This window comes from Eubacterium sp. MSJ-13 (genome assembly GCF_018918235.1).
In the GTDB taxonomy this organism is placed as follows: domain Bacteria; phylum Bacillota; class Clostridia; order Lachnospirales; family Lachnospiraceae; genus Butyribacter.
Genome location: NZ_JAHLQE010000027.1, coordinates 1 through 14,539, shown reverse-complemented (window position 1 = coordinate 14,539; position 14,539 = coordinate 1). Strand labels below are relative to the sequence as shown.

Annotated in this window: 14 protein-coding genes and 1 riboswitch; of the genes, 10 read left to right on the top strand and 4 right to left on the bottom strand. The window is 37.5% G+C overall.

Features of this window, described 5'->3' with window-relative positions:
• The first annotated feature begins 8 nt into the window (after positions 1-8).
• The 3 genes from trmL (at position 9) to KQI69_RS01310 (ending at position 2,627) form a co-directional block, all read left to right on the top strand.
• Complete coding sequence (gene trmL / locus KQI69_RS01320) at positions 9-509, top strand: tRNA (uridine(34)/cytosine(34)/5-carboxymethylaminomethyluridine(34)-2'-O)-methyltransferase TrmL (protein WP_216563484.1); 501 nt, start codon at positions 9-11, stop codon at positions 507-509.
• A gap of 336 nt (positions 510-845) precedes the next feature.
• A complete protein-coding gene (gene pfkA, locus KQI69_RS01315; protein ID WP_216563483.1) occupies positions 846-1,835 on the top strand; it encodes a 6-phosphofructokinase in 990 nt (329 codons plus the stop codon).
• A gap of 64 nt (positions 1,836-1,899) precedes the next feature.
• Positions 1,900-1,997: riboswitch (THF riboswitch) on the top strand.
• Positions 1,998-2,087: 90 nt separating this feature from the next.
• On the top strand, positions 2,088-2,627 hold the full coding sequence (locus tag KQI69_RS01310) for a folate family ECF transporter S component (protein ID WP_216563482.1): 540 nt from the start codon (positions 2,088-2,090) through the stop codon (positions 2,625-2,627).
• Positions 2,628-2,718: 91 nt separating this feature from the next.
• On the opposite strand, the gene KQI69_RS01305 is transcribed toward KQI69_RS01310, so the two are convergent.
• From KQI69_RS01305 to KQI69_RS01295, 3 genes are read right to left on the bottom strand one after another with little or no spacing between them, the layout of a single operon-like run.
• Positions 2,719-4,137, bottom strand: coding sequence for a HAMP domain-containing sensor histidine kinase (locus KQI69_RS01305; protein WP_216563481.1), 1,419 nt, complete (start codon positions 4,135-4,137; stop codon positions 2,719-2,721).
• 57 nt (positions 4,138-4,194) lie between these two features.
• The gene (locus KQI69_RS01300) at positions 4,195-4,905 is read right to left on the bottom strand and encodes a response regulator transcription factor (RefSeq protein ID WP_216563480.1); all 711 of its coding nucleotides are present in this window, start codon (positions 4,903-4,905) and stop codon (positions 4,195-4,197) included.
• Positions 4,906-4,924: 19 nt separating this feature from the next.
• Positions 4,925-7,309 (bottom strand): endonuclease MutS2, encoded by a 2,385-nt coding sequence (locus KQI69_RS01295; RefSeq protein WP_216563479.1) that lies wholly within the window; start codon positions 7,307-7,309, stop codon positions 4,925-4,927.
• Positions 7,310-7,524: 215 nt separating this feature from the next.
• Here KQI69_RS01295 and KQI69_RS01290 point away from each other — a divergent pair, with 215 nt between their 5' ends.
• Positions 7,525-8,802 carry a S1C family serine protease gene (locus KQI69_RS01290; protein WP_216563478.1) on the top strand — a complete coding sequence of 426 codons (1,278 nt, stop codon included), beginning with the start codon at positions 7,525-7,527 and terminating at the stop codon, positions 8,800-8,802.
• A gap of 83 nt (positions 8,803-8,885) precedes the next feature.
• Here KQI69_RS01290 and KQI69_RS01285 read toward each other — a convergent pair whose 3' ends face one another.
• A complete protein-coding gene (locus tag KQI69_RS01285; RefSeq protein ID WP_216563477.1) occupies positions 8,886-10,781 on the bottom strand; it encodes a hypothetical protein in 1,896 nt (631 codons plus the stop codon).
• 151 nt (positions 10,782-10,932) lie between these two features.
• On the opposite strand from KQI69_RS01285, the gene KQI69_RS01280 reads away from it, so the two are divergent.
• The 6 genes from KQI69_RS01280 (at position 10,933) to KQI69_RS01255 (ending at position 14,401) form a co-directional block, all read left to right on the top strand.
• Positions 10,933-11,475: a YcxB family protein gene (locus KQI69_RS01280; RefSeq protein WP_216563476.1), complete on the top strand. Its 543-nt coding sequence runs from the start codon at positions 10,933-10,935 to the stop codon at positions 11,473-11,475.
• The gene (gene tsaE / locus KQI69_RS01275) at positions 11,468-11,902 is read left to right on the top strand and encodes a tRNA (adenosine(37)-N6)-threonylcarbamoyltransferase complex ATPase subunit type 1 TsaE (protein WP_216563475.1); all 435 of its coding nucleotides are present in this window, start codon (positions 11,468-11,470) and stop codon (positions 11,900-11,902) included. The genes KQI69_RS01280 and tsaE overlap by 8 nt, the downstream gene beginning before the upstream one ends.
• Before the next feature lie 83 nt (positions 11,903-11,985).
• A complete protein-coding gene (tsaB, locus tag KQI69_RS01270; protein WP_216563474.1) occupies positions 11,986-12,696 on the top strand; it encodes a tRNA (adenosine(37)-N6)-threonylcarbamoyltransferase complex dimerization subunit type 1 TsaB in 711 nt (236 codons plus the stop codon).
• A gap of 3 nt (positions 12,697-12,699) precedes the next feature.
• Positions 12,700-13,173, top strand: a complete 474-nt coding sequence (gene rimI, locus KQI69_RS01265; RefSeq protein ID WP_216563473.1) for a ribosomal protein S18-alanine N-acetyltransferase — start codon at positions 12,700-12,702, stop codon at positions 13,171-13,173.
• Positions 13,174-13,239: 66 nt separating this feature from the next.
• Positions 13,240-13,452, top strand: a complete 213-nt coding sequence (locus KQI69_RS01260; RefSeq protein WP_216563472.1) for a hypothetical protein — start codon at positions 13,240-13,242, stop codon at positions 13,450-13,452.
• A gap of 34 nt (positions 13,453-13,486) precedes the next feature.
• On the top strand, positions 13,487-14,401 hold the full coding sequence (locus KQI69_RS01255; RefSeq protein WP_216563471.1) for a ribonuclease Z: 915 nt from the start codon (positions 13,487-13,489) through the stop codon (positions 14,399-14,401).
• Positions 14,402-14,539 lie beyond the last annotated feature (138 nt).

Here is a 14,539-nt window from a genome sequence, read left to right as displayed (position 1 = left end):
AGAGAGAGATGTTAAATATAGTTTTACTTGAACCTGAGATGCCTGCAAATACCGGAAATATAGGAAGAACCTGCTGTGCAACGGGCACAAAGCTTCATCTTATAGAGCCGATGGGATTTAAGATAAATGATAAAATGCTTAAAAGGGCAGGGCTTGACTATTGGGACAAGCTTGATGTGACCGTTTATGATTGTTATGAAGATTTTCTTCAACAAAATCCTGATGCAGTGAAAAAAATGTATATGGCAACCACCAAGTCAAAACAGGATTATACTGATGTGCATTATGAGCCTGATGCGTATATAATGTTTGGCAAGGAGAGTGCGGGTATTCCCGAGGAGATTCTTGTGGATTCACAGGAAACAGCTATAAGAATACCTATGAATAAAAATATCAGATCATTAAATCTGTCAAATTCGGTTGCAATAGTGTTATATGAAGCATTGAGGCAGAATAATTTTTTTGATATGCAGCTTGAAGGTGATCTTCACAGACTTCATTGGAAATGATAAAAAAGGTAAATGTTTAGTAAAAAATGAGAATAAATATAGTGATTTTTAACAGAAGTTTACTGAAAAATTTGTGAATATCGGAGAAAAAAACAAAAACTTAAAAAAGCTATTGAAAAATATGTCAAATCATAATAGAATGATTAACGATATTTATTAAGAAGAAAGTTATGAAAAAATGCGTATTTCCTTAGTCGATTGTGACGTTATCTGTAGAAGAAGGATATTTGTTACTATTTGTTCTGAACAGTAAAACATATTTTATTCAGATTATGTGAGGGGTTGCGCATAATAAGCGTTCCTGAGTATAATTATAGTGGAATGGAGGATAATAAAATGAGTGAAACAAAGGGAAAGATTGCAGTATTAACAAGCGGAGGAGATGCACCTGGAATGAATGCAGCCATTCGTGCAGTGGTTCGTACAGGTATTTCTAGGGGATATGAAGTGTATGGTGTAAGAAGAGGATACAATGGTATTCTTAACAGAGAGATGGATCTTCTTACATTCCATGATGTTTCAGAAAAGCTTCAGCATGGAGGCACATTCCTTTTTACAGCAAGAAGTGCAGAATTCAGAGAAGAAGAGGGAAAGAAAAAGGCAGCAGCTATCTGTAAGGAACTTGGTATAGAGACACTTATCGTTATAGGTGGTGACGGTTCGTTCACAGGAGCTAAGAACCTTTCAAAATACGGTGTTAATGTTATCGGTCTTCCAGGAACGATAGACCTTGATATAGCATATACAGATTATACTATTGGATTTGATACAGCAGTAAATACGGCTATGGAGGCTATTGACCGTCTCCGTGAGACATCAAATTCACATGAGCGTTGCAGCGTAGTAGAAGTTATGGGACGTTCAGCAGGATATATCGCACTTTGGTGTGGTATTGCAAATGGTGCTGAGGAAATTCTTTTACCTGAAAAATTTGACAATAATTATGATAAGCTTATCGAAGAGGTAAAGAATAACCGTGAAAGCGGTATGACACATCAGATTATCGTAAATGCTGAGGGAATCGGTCATTCTTACGGTCTTGCAAAGAAGATTGAGGAAGCTACAGGAATTGAGACTCGTGCTACTATTCTTGGACATTTACAGCGTGGTGGAAGCCCTACAGCAAGAGACAGAGTTTATGCTTCAGTTATGGGTGCATATGCTGTTGATTGTATTGAAAAAGGCAAGAAAAACAGACTTATAGGTTACAAGCAGGGTCATGTTTATGATATCGATATTGACGAGGCATTCCAGATGCAAAAGAGTATCGATGATTATGAGTATGAAGTAGCAGGTATTCTTGGAACAAGATGTGAATACAAATAGGAAATCGCAGATCTGATATTATATACAATTATCAGTAAATATAAAAATTAAATACTTAAATATGAACAGAGTAGGAAGTCATGCGTTAAGTACCAAAGGATGGGAAGTTGTCTTTGGGCGAAAAGAAAGTATTCTTGCGGTATGGCTTTCGCATCCACTGTCAGAAATGAATGAAAAACACTCATTACCTGAATAATGGTTTACTTTGAGTGTTTTTCTTTTTTCGGCTCCGTTCATTAGAAAGGGCAAAAAATGAAGGAAAAGAAAACTAAAATTTCAGTAAGAGATATCACACTTATGGCGATGCTTATAGCTATCGAAATCGTTTTGTCGAGATTTTGTTCGATACAGGCATGGAATGTTAAGATTGGATTTGCTTTTATAGCACCTGTAACAGCAGCTATATTGATGGGGCCTGTACAGGCAGCAGTTGTTGCAGGAGTTGCAGATGTACTTGGAACACTCATGTTCCCTATAGGACCATATTTTCCGGGCTTTACACTTAACTCGTGCTTAAACGGTCTTGTTTGGGGATTATTCCTGCATAAAAAGCCATCCATACCAAAAGCAGCAATTGCCGCTGGTATAAATCAGTTTATTATTGGTTTATTCATAACTACATTTTGGATCTCAGTGCTTTATGGTTCACCATATGTATCATTGTTACCTGTAAGACTTACACAGGCTTGTATTCTTTTTGCAGCACAGTTTGTAACTATATCTGTACTTCAGGAAGTATTCTTTAAGAGATTGAAGGGTGTATTTCAGACAAGCACAGTAAATGTTCAGTAACATAGACTATACACAGATTTGCGATTAAATATAAAAAGCAGGCTTAGAAAAAGACAGGCCTGCTTTTTTATATATTGTATAGAATTTATGATTATTCATGTTTAGGGAGTGAGAATATAAATTCCGTTCCCACACCTTCGGTACTTATTACATTAATGTTCTCACCATGATTTTCGATAATCTCTTTAGTTATTGAAAGTCCAAGACCTGTTCCTTTTTTATCTTTTCCGCGTGAAAGGTCCGTTTTGTAGAAGCGTTTCCATACTTTTCCGAGGCTTTCTTTAGGAATACCGATTCCATGGTCTTTTATTGAGATAAATACTTTTTGATTTTTTTCTTTTGTATGTATATCAATAGTTGAATTATCGTGGCTGAATTTTATGGCATTGTCAACAAGATTTTGTATAACCTGTTCTATCTTACTCTGATCTGCATCGACAAGTGAAACTTCAGCGTCAAATGTTATCTCTAGTGAGATATGCTTCTGTGTACATCTTTGTTCAAATGTGGCAAGACAACGCTTTAATTCACTGTTTATATCAAAAGTTGATATTTCAAGAGGAATTCCCTTGTTTTCAAACTCACTCAGAGACAGGAGATTGTTTGTAAGCTTTGTAAGTCGCTCAACCTCAAAAAGTATGATATCAAGATATTTTCCCTGTATTTCAGGAGGAATAGTGCCGTCAGCCATTGCCTGTGTATAACCTTTTATTGATGTTAACGGCGATCGGAAATCGTGTGATACATTTGCAATGAAATTTTTCTGATAGTCGTTAGTATCTTTCATTTTATCAGCCAGATATTTGATTGCTCCAGCAAGGTCTGCCTGGTCATGGCCGCTATATGCCGGCATAGGATAGTCATAATGTCCGGCGGCATATTCTTTTGCTGCGTTCTGCATGCTTTTAAGAGGAATAACAGTCTGAAGATAAAGATAAAGCAGAAAAATAAATAATATAACTGACGTTATAATATAACAGATAAGGATAGTATCTACATATTGTACGGCTCTGTGATGGAGTGAAGCTGTCGGTGTGGATAGGACTATATAAAAGCTTATGTCGAGACCGGAAGATACAGGATAAATGATACAGAGCGATTTTTCTGACAGGAGTTTATTGATATCTGTATTTTCAACCGACTGTTTTGAAAGGAGTAATGAGTCATAATTATTTATCTTATAATTTTCTTTGCTTTTGTCTATGTCAGAATCAAGTATTATTTTACTGTCAGTGTTACTTAACCATATGCGTATACCGGTTGCATTCTGAATCGAGTAGAACTGTTTGCGCATTGAAGGGATGGCACTGTTTACAAGGTAAGCATTGGCAAGATATTGTGTTTTTATGTTGTCTGCTTCTGAATACATATTTGTTTCTGTATCAGAAAGTATTTTTTTATACATGAGTTTGTGACCATATGTATTTAGAAGTGCTACTGTAAAAACAGTAAATATAAGGTAACACATTAAAAATTTAAAACGAAGTGATCTCTTAATTTTAAAATGCATAGAGTTCTCCTTTCACAAACACCCTTTGCATATATATGCAAAGAGTGTTTAAAAAAATTATTCCCTGTATTCAAATTTGTAACCGATTCCCCAGACAGTTTTAAGTTCCCATTGAGGATGTTCTTCAAACTTTTCACGAAGACGCTTGATGTGAACATCAACTGTTCTGGTATCACCGATGTAATCATAGCTCCAGATATGGTCAAGAAGCTGTTCTCTTGTGAAAACCTGATTTGGATGTGATGCAAGGAAATACAAAAGTTCAAGCTCTTTTGGAGGCATTTCAACACGTTTGTTTTTGTAAGTAACTGAATAATCAGTCTGATTGATGATAAGATCAGGGTATGTCACACATTCTTTTGGAAGTGAATCATCAGTAGTTTCAGCAGAGGCAGGGGAATTTGTACGCCTGAGAACTGCCTTGACTCTTGCGACCATTTCTTTAGAATCGAAAGGTTTCATGATATAATCATCAGCTCCAAGTTCAAGACCGAGTACCTTGTCAAAAGTTTCTCCTTTTGCAGAGAGCATTATAACAGGTAGTTTTGAATTCTTTCTTATCTCTCTTAAAACTTCATATCCGTCGATTCCAGGAAGCATGATATCGAGGAGGACAAGGTTTGGAGAGTATTCCGAAACAGCCTTTATAGCCGATTCTCCGTCATTGACAATATGTGTGTCAAAACATTCTTTTGTAAGATAAAGTCCGATAAGTTCTGCGATATTTTCATCGTCATCAACTATAAGTATTTTCTGTTTTTGTGCCATTTTAATTTTTTTCTCCTTTTTATTTAAAATTTACGATAGTAACGCCCATATCACCCTCTCCAAATTCACCAAGCCTGAACGATTTAACATATTTCGTGCGTTTAAGGTGATTGTGGGTGGCGGTACGGAGTGCACCTGTTCCACGGCCGTGTATTACTGTCACCTGTGTCATATGTGCAAGATAGGCATCGTCAAGATATTTTTCCAAAACCGGCATAGCCTGATCGACAGTCATGCCTATAAGATTTACTTCACCGCTTATTCCGGATGCTTTGTTCATTCGTATCTTGCCGCTGCCGCTGTGATTGTTGTTTTGAGCCGGTGCAGTCTTTGGTTTAGGGAGGAGTTCGATATCCTTTATATTTACTTTTGTTCTCAGAAGTCCAGCCTGAACGAAAAGGTCACCTTTTTCGTTAGGGAGTGTGCTTACCGTACCGTTTGCACCGAGAGACAGTACCTTTATGTCAGCTCCTATATAAAGGTCGGAAGCTTTAAGCTGTTTTGACTTTGGCTTCTCTTTTTTGACTTTGATCTTTGACTGCTTTGAATCCATCTTTTCACGGAGAGCTGCACGCTGAGCCTCCATTTCCCTGATATGTTTATCGCTTGAAGCCCATTTTGTGTATTTGCGGATGGTTTCGTCAGCGTAGTCCTTAGCCTCGGCAAGTATGCGGCTTGCCTCCTCATTTGCATGCTGGATTATCTTGTCTTTTGAGCTGTCTATTTTTTCATTCTTTTCCCTGAGAGATTTCTTTAAATCTGAAATCTCCTTGCGGCTTTTTGATACTGCAGCATGTTCTTTTTCAAGCTGCACCCTTGTCTTTTCAAGTTCAGCAAGTACATCTTCAAAATGCTTTGCATCAGATGCAACATGACCCTTTGCATTTTCAATGATTCTGTCAGGCAGACCAAGTTTACTTGAAATGGCAAAGGCGTTACTCTTGCCGGGAACTCCTATCAGGAGTTTGTAAGTCGGTCTGAGAGTTGTAACATCAAATTCACAGCAGGCATTTTCAACATCAGGTGTCTGGAGTGCATAAAGTTTTAACTCGCTGTAATGCGTTGTAGCCATGACTGTTGAATGTCTGTCATGAAGATCTGATAAGATGGCAGTTGCAAGGGCAGCTCCCTCGACCGGATCTGTACCAGCACCAAGCTCATCGAAGAGAACAAGGCTGTTTTCGTCTGCTTTCTCAAGGATGGACACAGTGTTTACCATATGTGATGAGAATGTACTTAGACTTTGCTCGATGCTCTGCTCATCACCGATATCAGCGTATACTTCATGGAAAATGCGGAGTGATGAACCCTCAAATGCAGGTATATGAAGCCCCGCCTGTCCCATAAGTGTGAAAAGACCGATGGTTTTGAGTGAAACTGTTTTACCGCCGGTATTTGGTCCTGTCACGACAAGAAGTGAGAAGTCGAGTCCGAGATGCAGATTGATAGGAACTACTTTTTTGGCATCTATAAGGGGATGTCTTCCCTCTTTTATCTCTATATATTTTTCTTTTGGAAAATTAGGGCGTGTGCCTTTCATTTTCTTTGAGAGCATTGCCTTTGCAAAAATAAAATCAAGTTCAGATAATATCCTGAAATCCTGCTCGATGAAGAAACTCTGCTCGGCAGTCTGGTTGCTGAGGTTTGCGAGTATCTTTTCAATCTCTTCCTGCTCGTCAAGTTCAAGCTGTCTTATCTCATTGTTTAATTTTACGACAGAAGCAGGTTCGATAAAAAGTGTTGAACCTGTCGCTGACTGGTCGTGAAGCATACCGTTAAAAGATGAGCGGTACTCTGCTTTTACAGGAAGGCAGTATCTTCCGTTTCGCATCGTGATTATGGAATCCTGAAGCATACTGCGGCTGCTGCCGTTCACAATGGAATTAAGCTGGTCATGTATCTTGCCGCCGGCAATCTTCATACTGCGTCTTACATGGCTTAATCCCACGCTTGCATCATCTGCGATAGTATTTTCATCGATGATACAGCGGCGTATCTCCTTCATAAGAGGAGAGAGAGGTTCGATAAGCTGGTAACGCTCATTTAATGAATCCCCTGTCTCATCATTCTCATTCAGATTTTTTCTGAAAAAGTTTTTGACGCTTCCTGCGGTAGAAAGAAGGCTTGAAATGTTTAACAATTCTCCTATGCCAAGAATCGAGCCTATTTCAAGTCGTTTTAAACTTGCCCTTATATCTTTTACACCACCAAAAGATACCTCACCCTGCGTAAGGATGTGTGTAAGTGCGTCACTTGTTTCGCGCTGTGCTTTGAAGATATACTCCTCGTCGTCTGTCGGCAGAAGGTTTTTACAATATTCTTTGCCGAGAGGCGAAGCAGCATATGATTCAAGCATGGTTATTATTTTATCATACTCAAGAGTATGTAATGTTTTACTGTTCATGATCGTTCTCCGTTCATTTGATTCATATTTAAGGACGAAAACATCCTATCTTATTTTACAACATTATATAGGAAGTAATCAAGTATACAGTAATTTTTTACGATTTGTTAATATTGTATTCATAAATGTATGGTAGATTTATACATAATGGTTGGAAAAAGAATATGTATTTTTAGTTAATTTGTAAGATTTATTATGGGAACAGAGGGACATACATGACAATTCATAAAAGACCTGTTGAGGAAAGAGAACATGAAGTTGAGAAGTATCAGTTTATTAAAGAGCAGGTACGTCCTCAGCAGAAAAAAAATGCAGTGAAGTTTGCCGGAAAAATTCTTTCGGCTGTTTTTCTTGCCGTGATATTCGGCTCGGTTGCGGGGGCTGTATTCAACTTTATATATACAAGGGAAGACGATAAGGATATTTCTGATTACATAGTCGAAACTATCAGACCTGAGGCAACTGCTTCATCGGAGAGTCTGACAGAGAACAATTCTAACAGACATAATATAAGCGAGTCTGATATAGCATCTATTGACAATTATGACCATATTTCCAAAGAAATCGCAGCAATAGGAAACAGTTATAAATACGCACTCGTAAAAGTACGTGGGGGTATAAGTGACACAACATGGTATGATGCGGACGAGGAGAATAGAGGTATAACTTATGGGGCTGTTTTTAATATTACTAAAAATGAATATTTTATTATCACAGATTCAGGTGCAGTAAGCGGAACAGATGAGGTTACGATAGAGTTTTATAACGGCGATGACGTAAAGGCTGGCGTTCTTGGTGTTGACAGTAATGTAGGTCTGGCTGTCCTGCGTGTGTCTAGAAATACAGTTCCTAAGGATACCAGAAAAAAGCTGCTTTCAGTTGATTTCGGGAGTATATCTGGAACTTCAAACGGTTCAAATGTTATTGCCATAGGTGCACCGAATGGGATTATGTATTCGGTTATGCTTGGAAAGGTGACAAAGTCAGATATAGAGGCTTCTATAGCGGACAATGAGATAGCATTGTATGCTACAGATATGACAGTTGCATCGGCGGGTAATGGCATTATCTTAAATACCGAAGGGAAGATGATAGGCTTTATCAATAACAGATTTCAAAATCTTACAGGTGAGAGGAATATGGCATTTGTTTCGATAAACAGTGTACGTGATATTATAGAGCTTCTTATGCGTGGAAAAAGTATTTCGTATCTTGGAATTGAGGGGATTGATGTTGATTCGGACACTGCCGAAGCGCATAGTCTTGTAAGAGGTATATATGTGACATCTGTATATTCAAGTTCTCCGGCATATTCAGGGGGGATGCGTGTTGCAGATGTTATTGAGAAAGTAGATGGCCAGAGTGCAAAGACCGTTTATACACTTCATAATATTCTTATAAAGCATAAGAGTGGGGATGAGATAAAGATTGAAGTTTCCAGAAAACTAAAAAATATGAGAAAAAATATAACGCTGAGCATAACGCTAAGTTAAGTACAATAATAAAAATAAAAAGAAACAAAGCAAAATCTATATTTATGTCTTTGTTTCTTTTTTGTATTTTTCGGTAAATGATTTTAACGGCTTATATTATCCTCTTTTATTATTTGAACGAGTTTATGTCTGAATGCTTTTTCATAAACATCTTCGTCGTGGAATGCAAAGCGGTTGAAATCAAACTGTGTTTCAAGGACCATGCGCCTTGTAAAAAGTGTAAAGTGTTTGTTGGAGTGAGGAGGCCAGAAGATGCATATACATCCATCTGCGTTTGCTTCAGGAATATTGAAGTTTTCAGCAAATTTTCCAATAAATGTTTTATCTATCATAAATACATGTGAGTAGTGGCCGATAACTTTTGCAAGCCTTGTACCATTTATGGTAAAAGTGTTCATATCATAGCCGTCCCTGTATTCCTGGGCGGGAGAAATTAAAGGCTTTGTATCCGCAGCATAATATGAGATGCGTTGTGCAATGGCTACTATCGGAAGTTTTCGGTTTTCGTTGCGTATAAGACTGTCAAAACCGGTATAGTCATCGTTGTCAGTTACAAATACAGCTTTATTGCCAAGACGTATTATGTCGATGATTCCTATCTTATTTGAAAGGTCAGACAGGAATGAAGGCTTTAAGAATGTTTCCCGCTGACTGATACCTCGCGGAAGATCCTTTGAAGTCATATGATAGAAATGGAGTCTGCCGTCATCAAGTTTTGCGATTGATGTGTGTATGTGCCAGAGTGTACCAATATGTTTACTATCGATATAGCTTATTTTCATATGAAAGTTCATTTCACTGATATTGTAATTGAGTTTTAACTGGTAGCCGGGAAGTTTGTTTTTGTAAGATTCTACTTCTTCTGGCATATCTTCAAACACTGGATTCATTTTGAAACGAGCCCATTTATAAACTATCGCAGCCGCATTTGTGAATTCTGTTTCTAAAGTTCTTGTTTCTTTGTGCAAAAGGGGCAGCTCAAGGTGGAATAAAATATTGGATTCCAGCCTTGCGAGTGTTTCTTTTTTGTATATGCGGCTGTCATGTGGCTCATCAATCTTATTGCATACAAGCCGTATAAGTTCATTTTTGACAAGCTTGTTGTTTACAAGTTTGATTATTAGGTTATAATTTATTTCAGGATTGTCAAGTTTTAAAAGCTCACGTATAAGGATAATCCTTGGGCATTTATAAAATTGCTTTGCGATTTCTTTATCCTGGTTAAATATTGCGATAATGTCAGGATGAAGATGGCTTGAATCTTCGATTTTAATACGAAAATGGCTTTTTAGCATAAGCTCCCAGTTCATATTTTTATAATGGTTGTATGAAAGTTCTTCAAAAAGCTTTACAAGTGACCAGTCACTAAGTTCAAGGTTTGCCAGTATGCAGTTTAACATACGTGAAAGTTCTTCACTGCCTTTCCAGAACTGGTCGTCACTGATGCGGCTCTTATAGCGCATGTCGTGTTCTATTTCATGCCAGCCTTCAAAAAATACGGTACGAAACTGCATTTCAAAAGTTGTATCGATAGGAAGTGACCACATTTCTTTCTTGTATAAATTGAAGTATTCTGCCGGATATTTGAATACACCATTTATTTTTGTTGCACGAAATTCGTCTGATTCAAAGAAATTTCTGGACCATTCGTCTATCATCTGAAATGTTCTTTCCATGATATCACGACAGATGCTAAGGTCATCGTAATAATAAAGAATAACACGCAGACCGATAAGATCCTGGATCTTTTTGGGGTTGTTAAGTGTTCCGTATTTGCCGCGGAAAAGTTTTGAGGCTATTGACTCAACGGACTTGACTCTTGAAAAAATACGAAAATATAAGCCACAAGAGGTAAGAATTTCGGTTATTGCGTTTGTGATATGTTCACAGAGCTCATTTAACTTTTCAAAATCTATTTCCTGTTCTATAATTGTTTCAAGTTCTTCTTTACTGCTATAATTGTGCATGATTACAGACAATAGTCTGGTTCCCCCCTTTATTTGTTTGTTTATTTATTCTACATTCTTATAAGTATAGCATAAAAAGTACATTTTTGTGTATTGTTTTTTTAGACAAAAAAACTTATAATCAATATTAAAATGCTATTAAAGTCAGAAATGGAGGATTTTGATGACTGAATTAAATTTTGATGCAAAGCTTAGTGCAGGAGAGTTGTATGCTTTTTCTATGAGGCATACTTATAGAAGTATGTCTGGTATTTTTGGACTTATTATAAGTTTTGCAAGTCTTATAATATGTGCGGTAAGGTTTGAGTACCTTGACAGAACCGCAGTTATGGCACTTATAATAATAGGTCTGATTTTTACAGTTGTGCAGCCTGTTATGCTCTGGAGCAAGGCAAAGGCACAGGTCAGAAAAAACAAGAGTATAAACGATACGCTTCATTATACCATAAATGACGATGGCATAACTGTTTCACAGGGAGAGCAGGAAGCTAAGGTAAAATGGTATGAGATAAGAAAGACAGTAGTTGTAAAGGATGCAATATATGTTTATATGTCACCAGTAAGAGCTTTTATTTTTACAAAAAAGCAGTGTGGTGAAAGCTTTTCAGAACTTGTGAGGAATATACAGGAAAAAGTAAAACAGTATAAAGATTATGAGCCTGAGGAGAGCGAGACAGAAGATGAAAACGGAGGAACCGATGAGTAAAGAGATAATTGAGAGCAGATGTGAGAAAGATACATTTGAACTTGGGAAAAAGCTTGGAGAGAGCTGTAAAGCAGGGGATATCATTCTTTTAAACGGAGATCTTGGAGTTGGAAAAACTGTTTTTACTAAAGGCTTTGGCAAGGGTCTTGGCGTGGATGAACCTATATGCAGTCCCACATTTACCATAATGCAGATATATGAGCAGGGAAGGCTTCCTCTGTATCACTTCGATGTATACCGCATCGCTGATGTATGCGAGATGGACGAGATAGGATATGAGGATTATTTTTTTGGAAACGGCGTATGCCTTATCGAGTGGGCAAAACTTATAAGTGAGATAATACCAAGAGAGCATATAAGTGTTACGATAGAAAAGGATCTTGAAAAAGGTTTTGATTACAGAAAGATCACTGTAGAGCAGTCTTAGTTTAACTGATACTATATACTATGTGTTTTATAAAAAAGCATTAGGATAGAGTCAATAAAATATAATTGGAGATAATTGCAGTTATGAAGATATTAGGAATAGATAGTTCAGGGCTTGTGGCTTCAGCAGCCATAGCCGATGAGAAAAATATTATTGCGGAATTTACGGTAAATAACAGGCAGACACATTCGCAGACACTTCTTCCGATGATAGAGAAAGTTGTCGATATGTCAGGAATCGAGCTTGAACAGATAGATGCGATTGCCATAGCAGCAGGTCCGGGATCGTTTACTGGACTTCGTATAGGTTCGGCTACAGCCAAGGGAATAGGTTTGGTGTTAAAGAAACCTATAGTATCGGTTCCGACACTTGAGGGACTTGCTTACAGGGTAAGTGTATTTGACGGGCTGATATGCCCGATAATGGATGCAAGACGCAATCAGGTTTATACGGGAATATACAGGATGGAAGATGGAAATCTCATATGTTTATCTGAGCAGAAAGCAGTCGATATACATGAAATCATGGAAGAACTTGAAAAATACGATGATAAAGTTATTTTTCTCGGTGATGGTGTCGAGGTTCAGAGAGAGACGATAGAAAAAGAATTTAAAAATGAGTATTGTTTTGCACCAATTCATCTTTCAAAACAGAGTGCCGCAGCGGTAGCAGCTCTTGGAGAGGTATATTTTGAACAGAGAAAAGTGGAAAGTGCCGCTGAACATAAGCCTATATATTTGAGAAAATCACAGGCAGAGAGAGAAAGAGAAGAAAGGTTAAAAAATCAGGAATAAAAAATGGAAACATTTTTTAAGATAAATGATATGACTTTAGCTGATACAGAGGGCTGTGCGGATTTGGAACAAAAGATATTCGCTCGCTCGTGGAGTAAAGAAAGTATTGAAGATACATTATCAGTAAAAGAAAATGTATGTCTTGTGGCTGTTGATGGCAATGGTGTAATTGCAGGTTACTGCATATTTACGACTTCATTTGAGGACGCTGATCTTTGCAGGATAGCAGTATCAGCCGAGTACCGTAGAAAACACATTGCAGAAAAGCTGCTTGAAAGCGCATTTAAAAAATTGAAAAAAAATGGTATAAACAGAATTTTACTTGAGGTCAGAAAGAGTAATGAAGCGGCGGTATCTCTTTACAAAAAATATGGATTTAAAGAGGTAGGTATACGAAAGGGTTATTACAGTGAACCGGTTGAAGACGCACTTGTATTTTTATTAGAAATTATACCAGCTATTACCACTGTACATTGATATTCTCCGGCATTATTATATATGCGTAATACAAATTTTGCAGCAGAAAAAATACCGGGAGGAAACATGAAAGATATATATTGTAATGTGTGTGGTAAAAAATTATTTGTAGAAAACGGAATATTAAAAGAGGATGCATTTGAGGCAAAGAAACAGTGGGGATATTTTTCAAAAAAAGATGGAATACTCCATTCGTTTGTTATCTGCGAGAAATGTTACGATGAGATGGTTGACAGTTTTGTCATACCTCCTGAAATTACGGAGGTGCATGAATTGTAGGTTTATTATATGCTCCTCTGGATTGTGAGGAAAAATGTTAGATTTATGTTTACTTGGAACAAGTGGGATGATGCCGTTGCCTGGTAGATGGCTTACGGCGATGATGACCAGGTTTTCAGGAAGCAGTCTGCTGATAGATTGTGGAGAGGGAACACAGATAGCAATGAGACAGAGAGGCTGGAGTGCAAACCCGGTTGATACTATATGTTTTACGCATTATCATGGCGACCATATAAGCGGATTACCGGGTCTTTTGCTCTCTATGGGAAATTCTGACAGAACAAAACCTGTCACACTTATAGGACCTAAGGGGCTTGAGAAGGTTGTAAATTCTCTGCGTATTATAGCACCGGGACTCCCATTCAAACTTGAGTTTATAGAACTTACTGAAAATTGCCAGAAGATAGATATAAATGGATATCATCTTACTGCATTTAAGGTAAACCACAATGTTGCATGTTACGGATATACTATAGAGATAAAGAGAGGGGGAAGATTTTTTCCGGAACTTGCGAAAAAGAATGATGTGCCTATGAAGCTTTGGAGCAGGCTTCAGAAAGGGGAAACCATAGAGGATGATGGCAGGATATATACTCCGGATATGGTTATAGGGCCGGAGAGGAAAGGAATAAAAGTTACATATTGTACGGATACAAGACCTGTGAAAAGTCTTGTTGAAAATGCAAAAGAAGCTGATCTTCTTATATGTGAGGGGATGTATGGTGAGAGTGACAAAAAGGCAAAGGCAGTGGAGAAGAAACACATGATGTTTTGTGAAGCTGCCAAAGTTGCAAGAGAGGCAGATGTAAAAGAAATGTGGCTCACGCATTATAGTCCTTCGCTTATCCACCCAGAGGAATATATGGGGGCAGTGCGGAAAATATTTAAGAATTCATATCCCGGAAAGGACGGAAAAAGTATTACTCTGACATATCCGGAGGATGAGTGATAATATTAGAAAGTAATTATCATAATGAAACTATTTAAATAATCCGAATATATATATAAGAAGATTTGAAAAATAAGAACCTAGTGTACTGTATCAATGATTTTCAGCTAAATAACGCAGGGTAAATTTTCAATCTGC

Bases quoted from the DNA above. Each gene is read 5' to 3' on its own strand.
- trmL (WP_216563484.1), top strand. From the start codon at position 9: ATGTTAAATATAGTTTTACTTGAACCTGAGATGCCTGCAAATACCGGA.
- pfkA (WP_216563483.1), top strand. From the start codon at position 846: ATGAGTGAAACAAAGGGAAAGATTGCAGTATTAACAAGCGGAGGAGAT.
- KQI69_RS01310 (WP_216563482.1), top strand. From the start codon at position 2,088: ATGAAGGAAAAGAAAACTAAAATTTCAGTAAGAGATATCACACTTATG.
- KQI69_RS01305 (WP_216563481.1), bottom strand. From the start codon at position 4,137: ATGCATTTTAAAATTAAGAGATCACTTCGTTTTAAATTTTTAATGTGT.
- KQI69_RS01300 (WP_216563480.1), bottom strand. From the start codon at position 4,905: ATGGCACAAAAACAGAAAATACTTATAGTTGATGACGATGAAAATATC.
- KQI69_RS01295 (WP_216563479.1), bottom strand. From the start codon at position 7,309: ATGAACAGTAAAACATTACATACTCTTGAGTATGATAAAATAATAACC.
- KQI69_RS01290 (WP_216563478.1), top strand. From the start codon at position 7,525: ATGACAATTCATAAAAGACCTGTTGAGGAAAGAGAACATGAAGTTGAG.
- KQI69_RS01280 (WP_216563476.1), top strand. From the start codon at position 10,933: ATGACTGAATTAAATTTTGATGCAAAGCTTAGTGCAGGAGAGTTGTAT.
- tsaE (WP_216563475.1), top strand. From the start codon at position 11,468: ATGAGTAAAGAGATAATTGAGAGCAGATGTGAGAAAGATACATTTGAA.
- tsaB (WP_216563474.1), top strand. From the start codon at position 11,986: ATGAAGATATTAGGAATAGATAGTTCAGGGCTTGTGGCTTCAGCAGCC.
- rimI (WP_216563473.1), top strand. From the start codon at position 12,700: ATGGAAACATTTTTTAAGATAAATGATATGACTTTAGCTGATACAGAG.
- KQI69_RS01260 (WP_216563472.1), top strand. From the start codon at position 13,240: ATGAAAGATATATATTGTAATGTGTGTGGTAAAAAATTATTTGTAGAA.
- KQI69_RS01255 (WP_216563471.1), top strand. From the start codon at position 13,487: ATGTTAGATTTATGTTTACTTGGAACAAGTGGGATGATGCCGTTGCCT.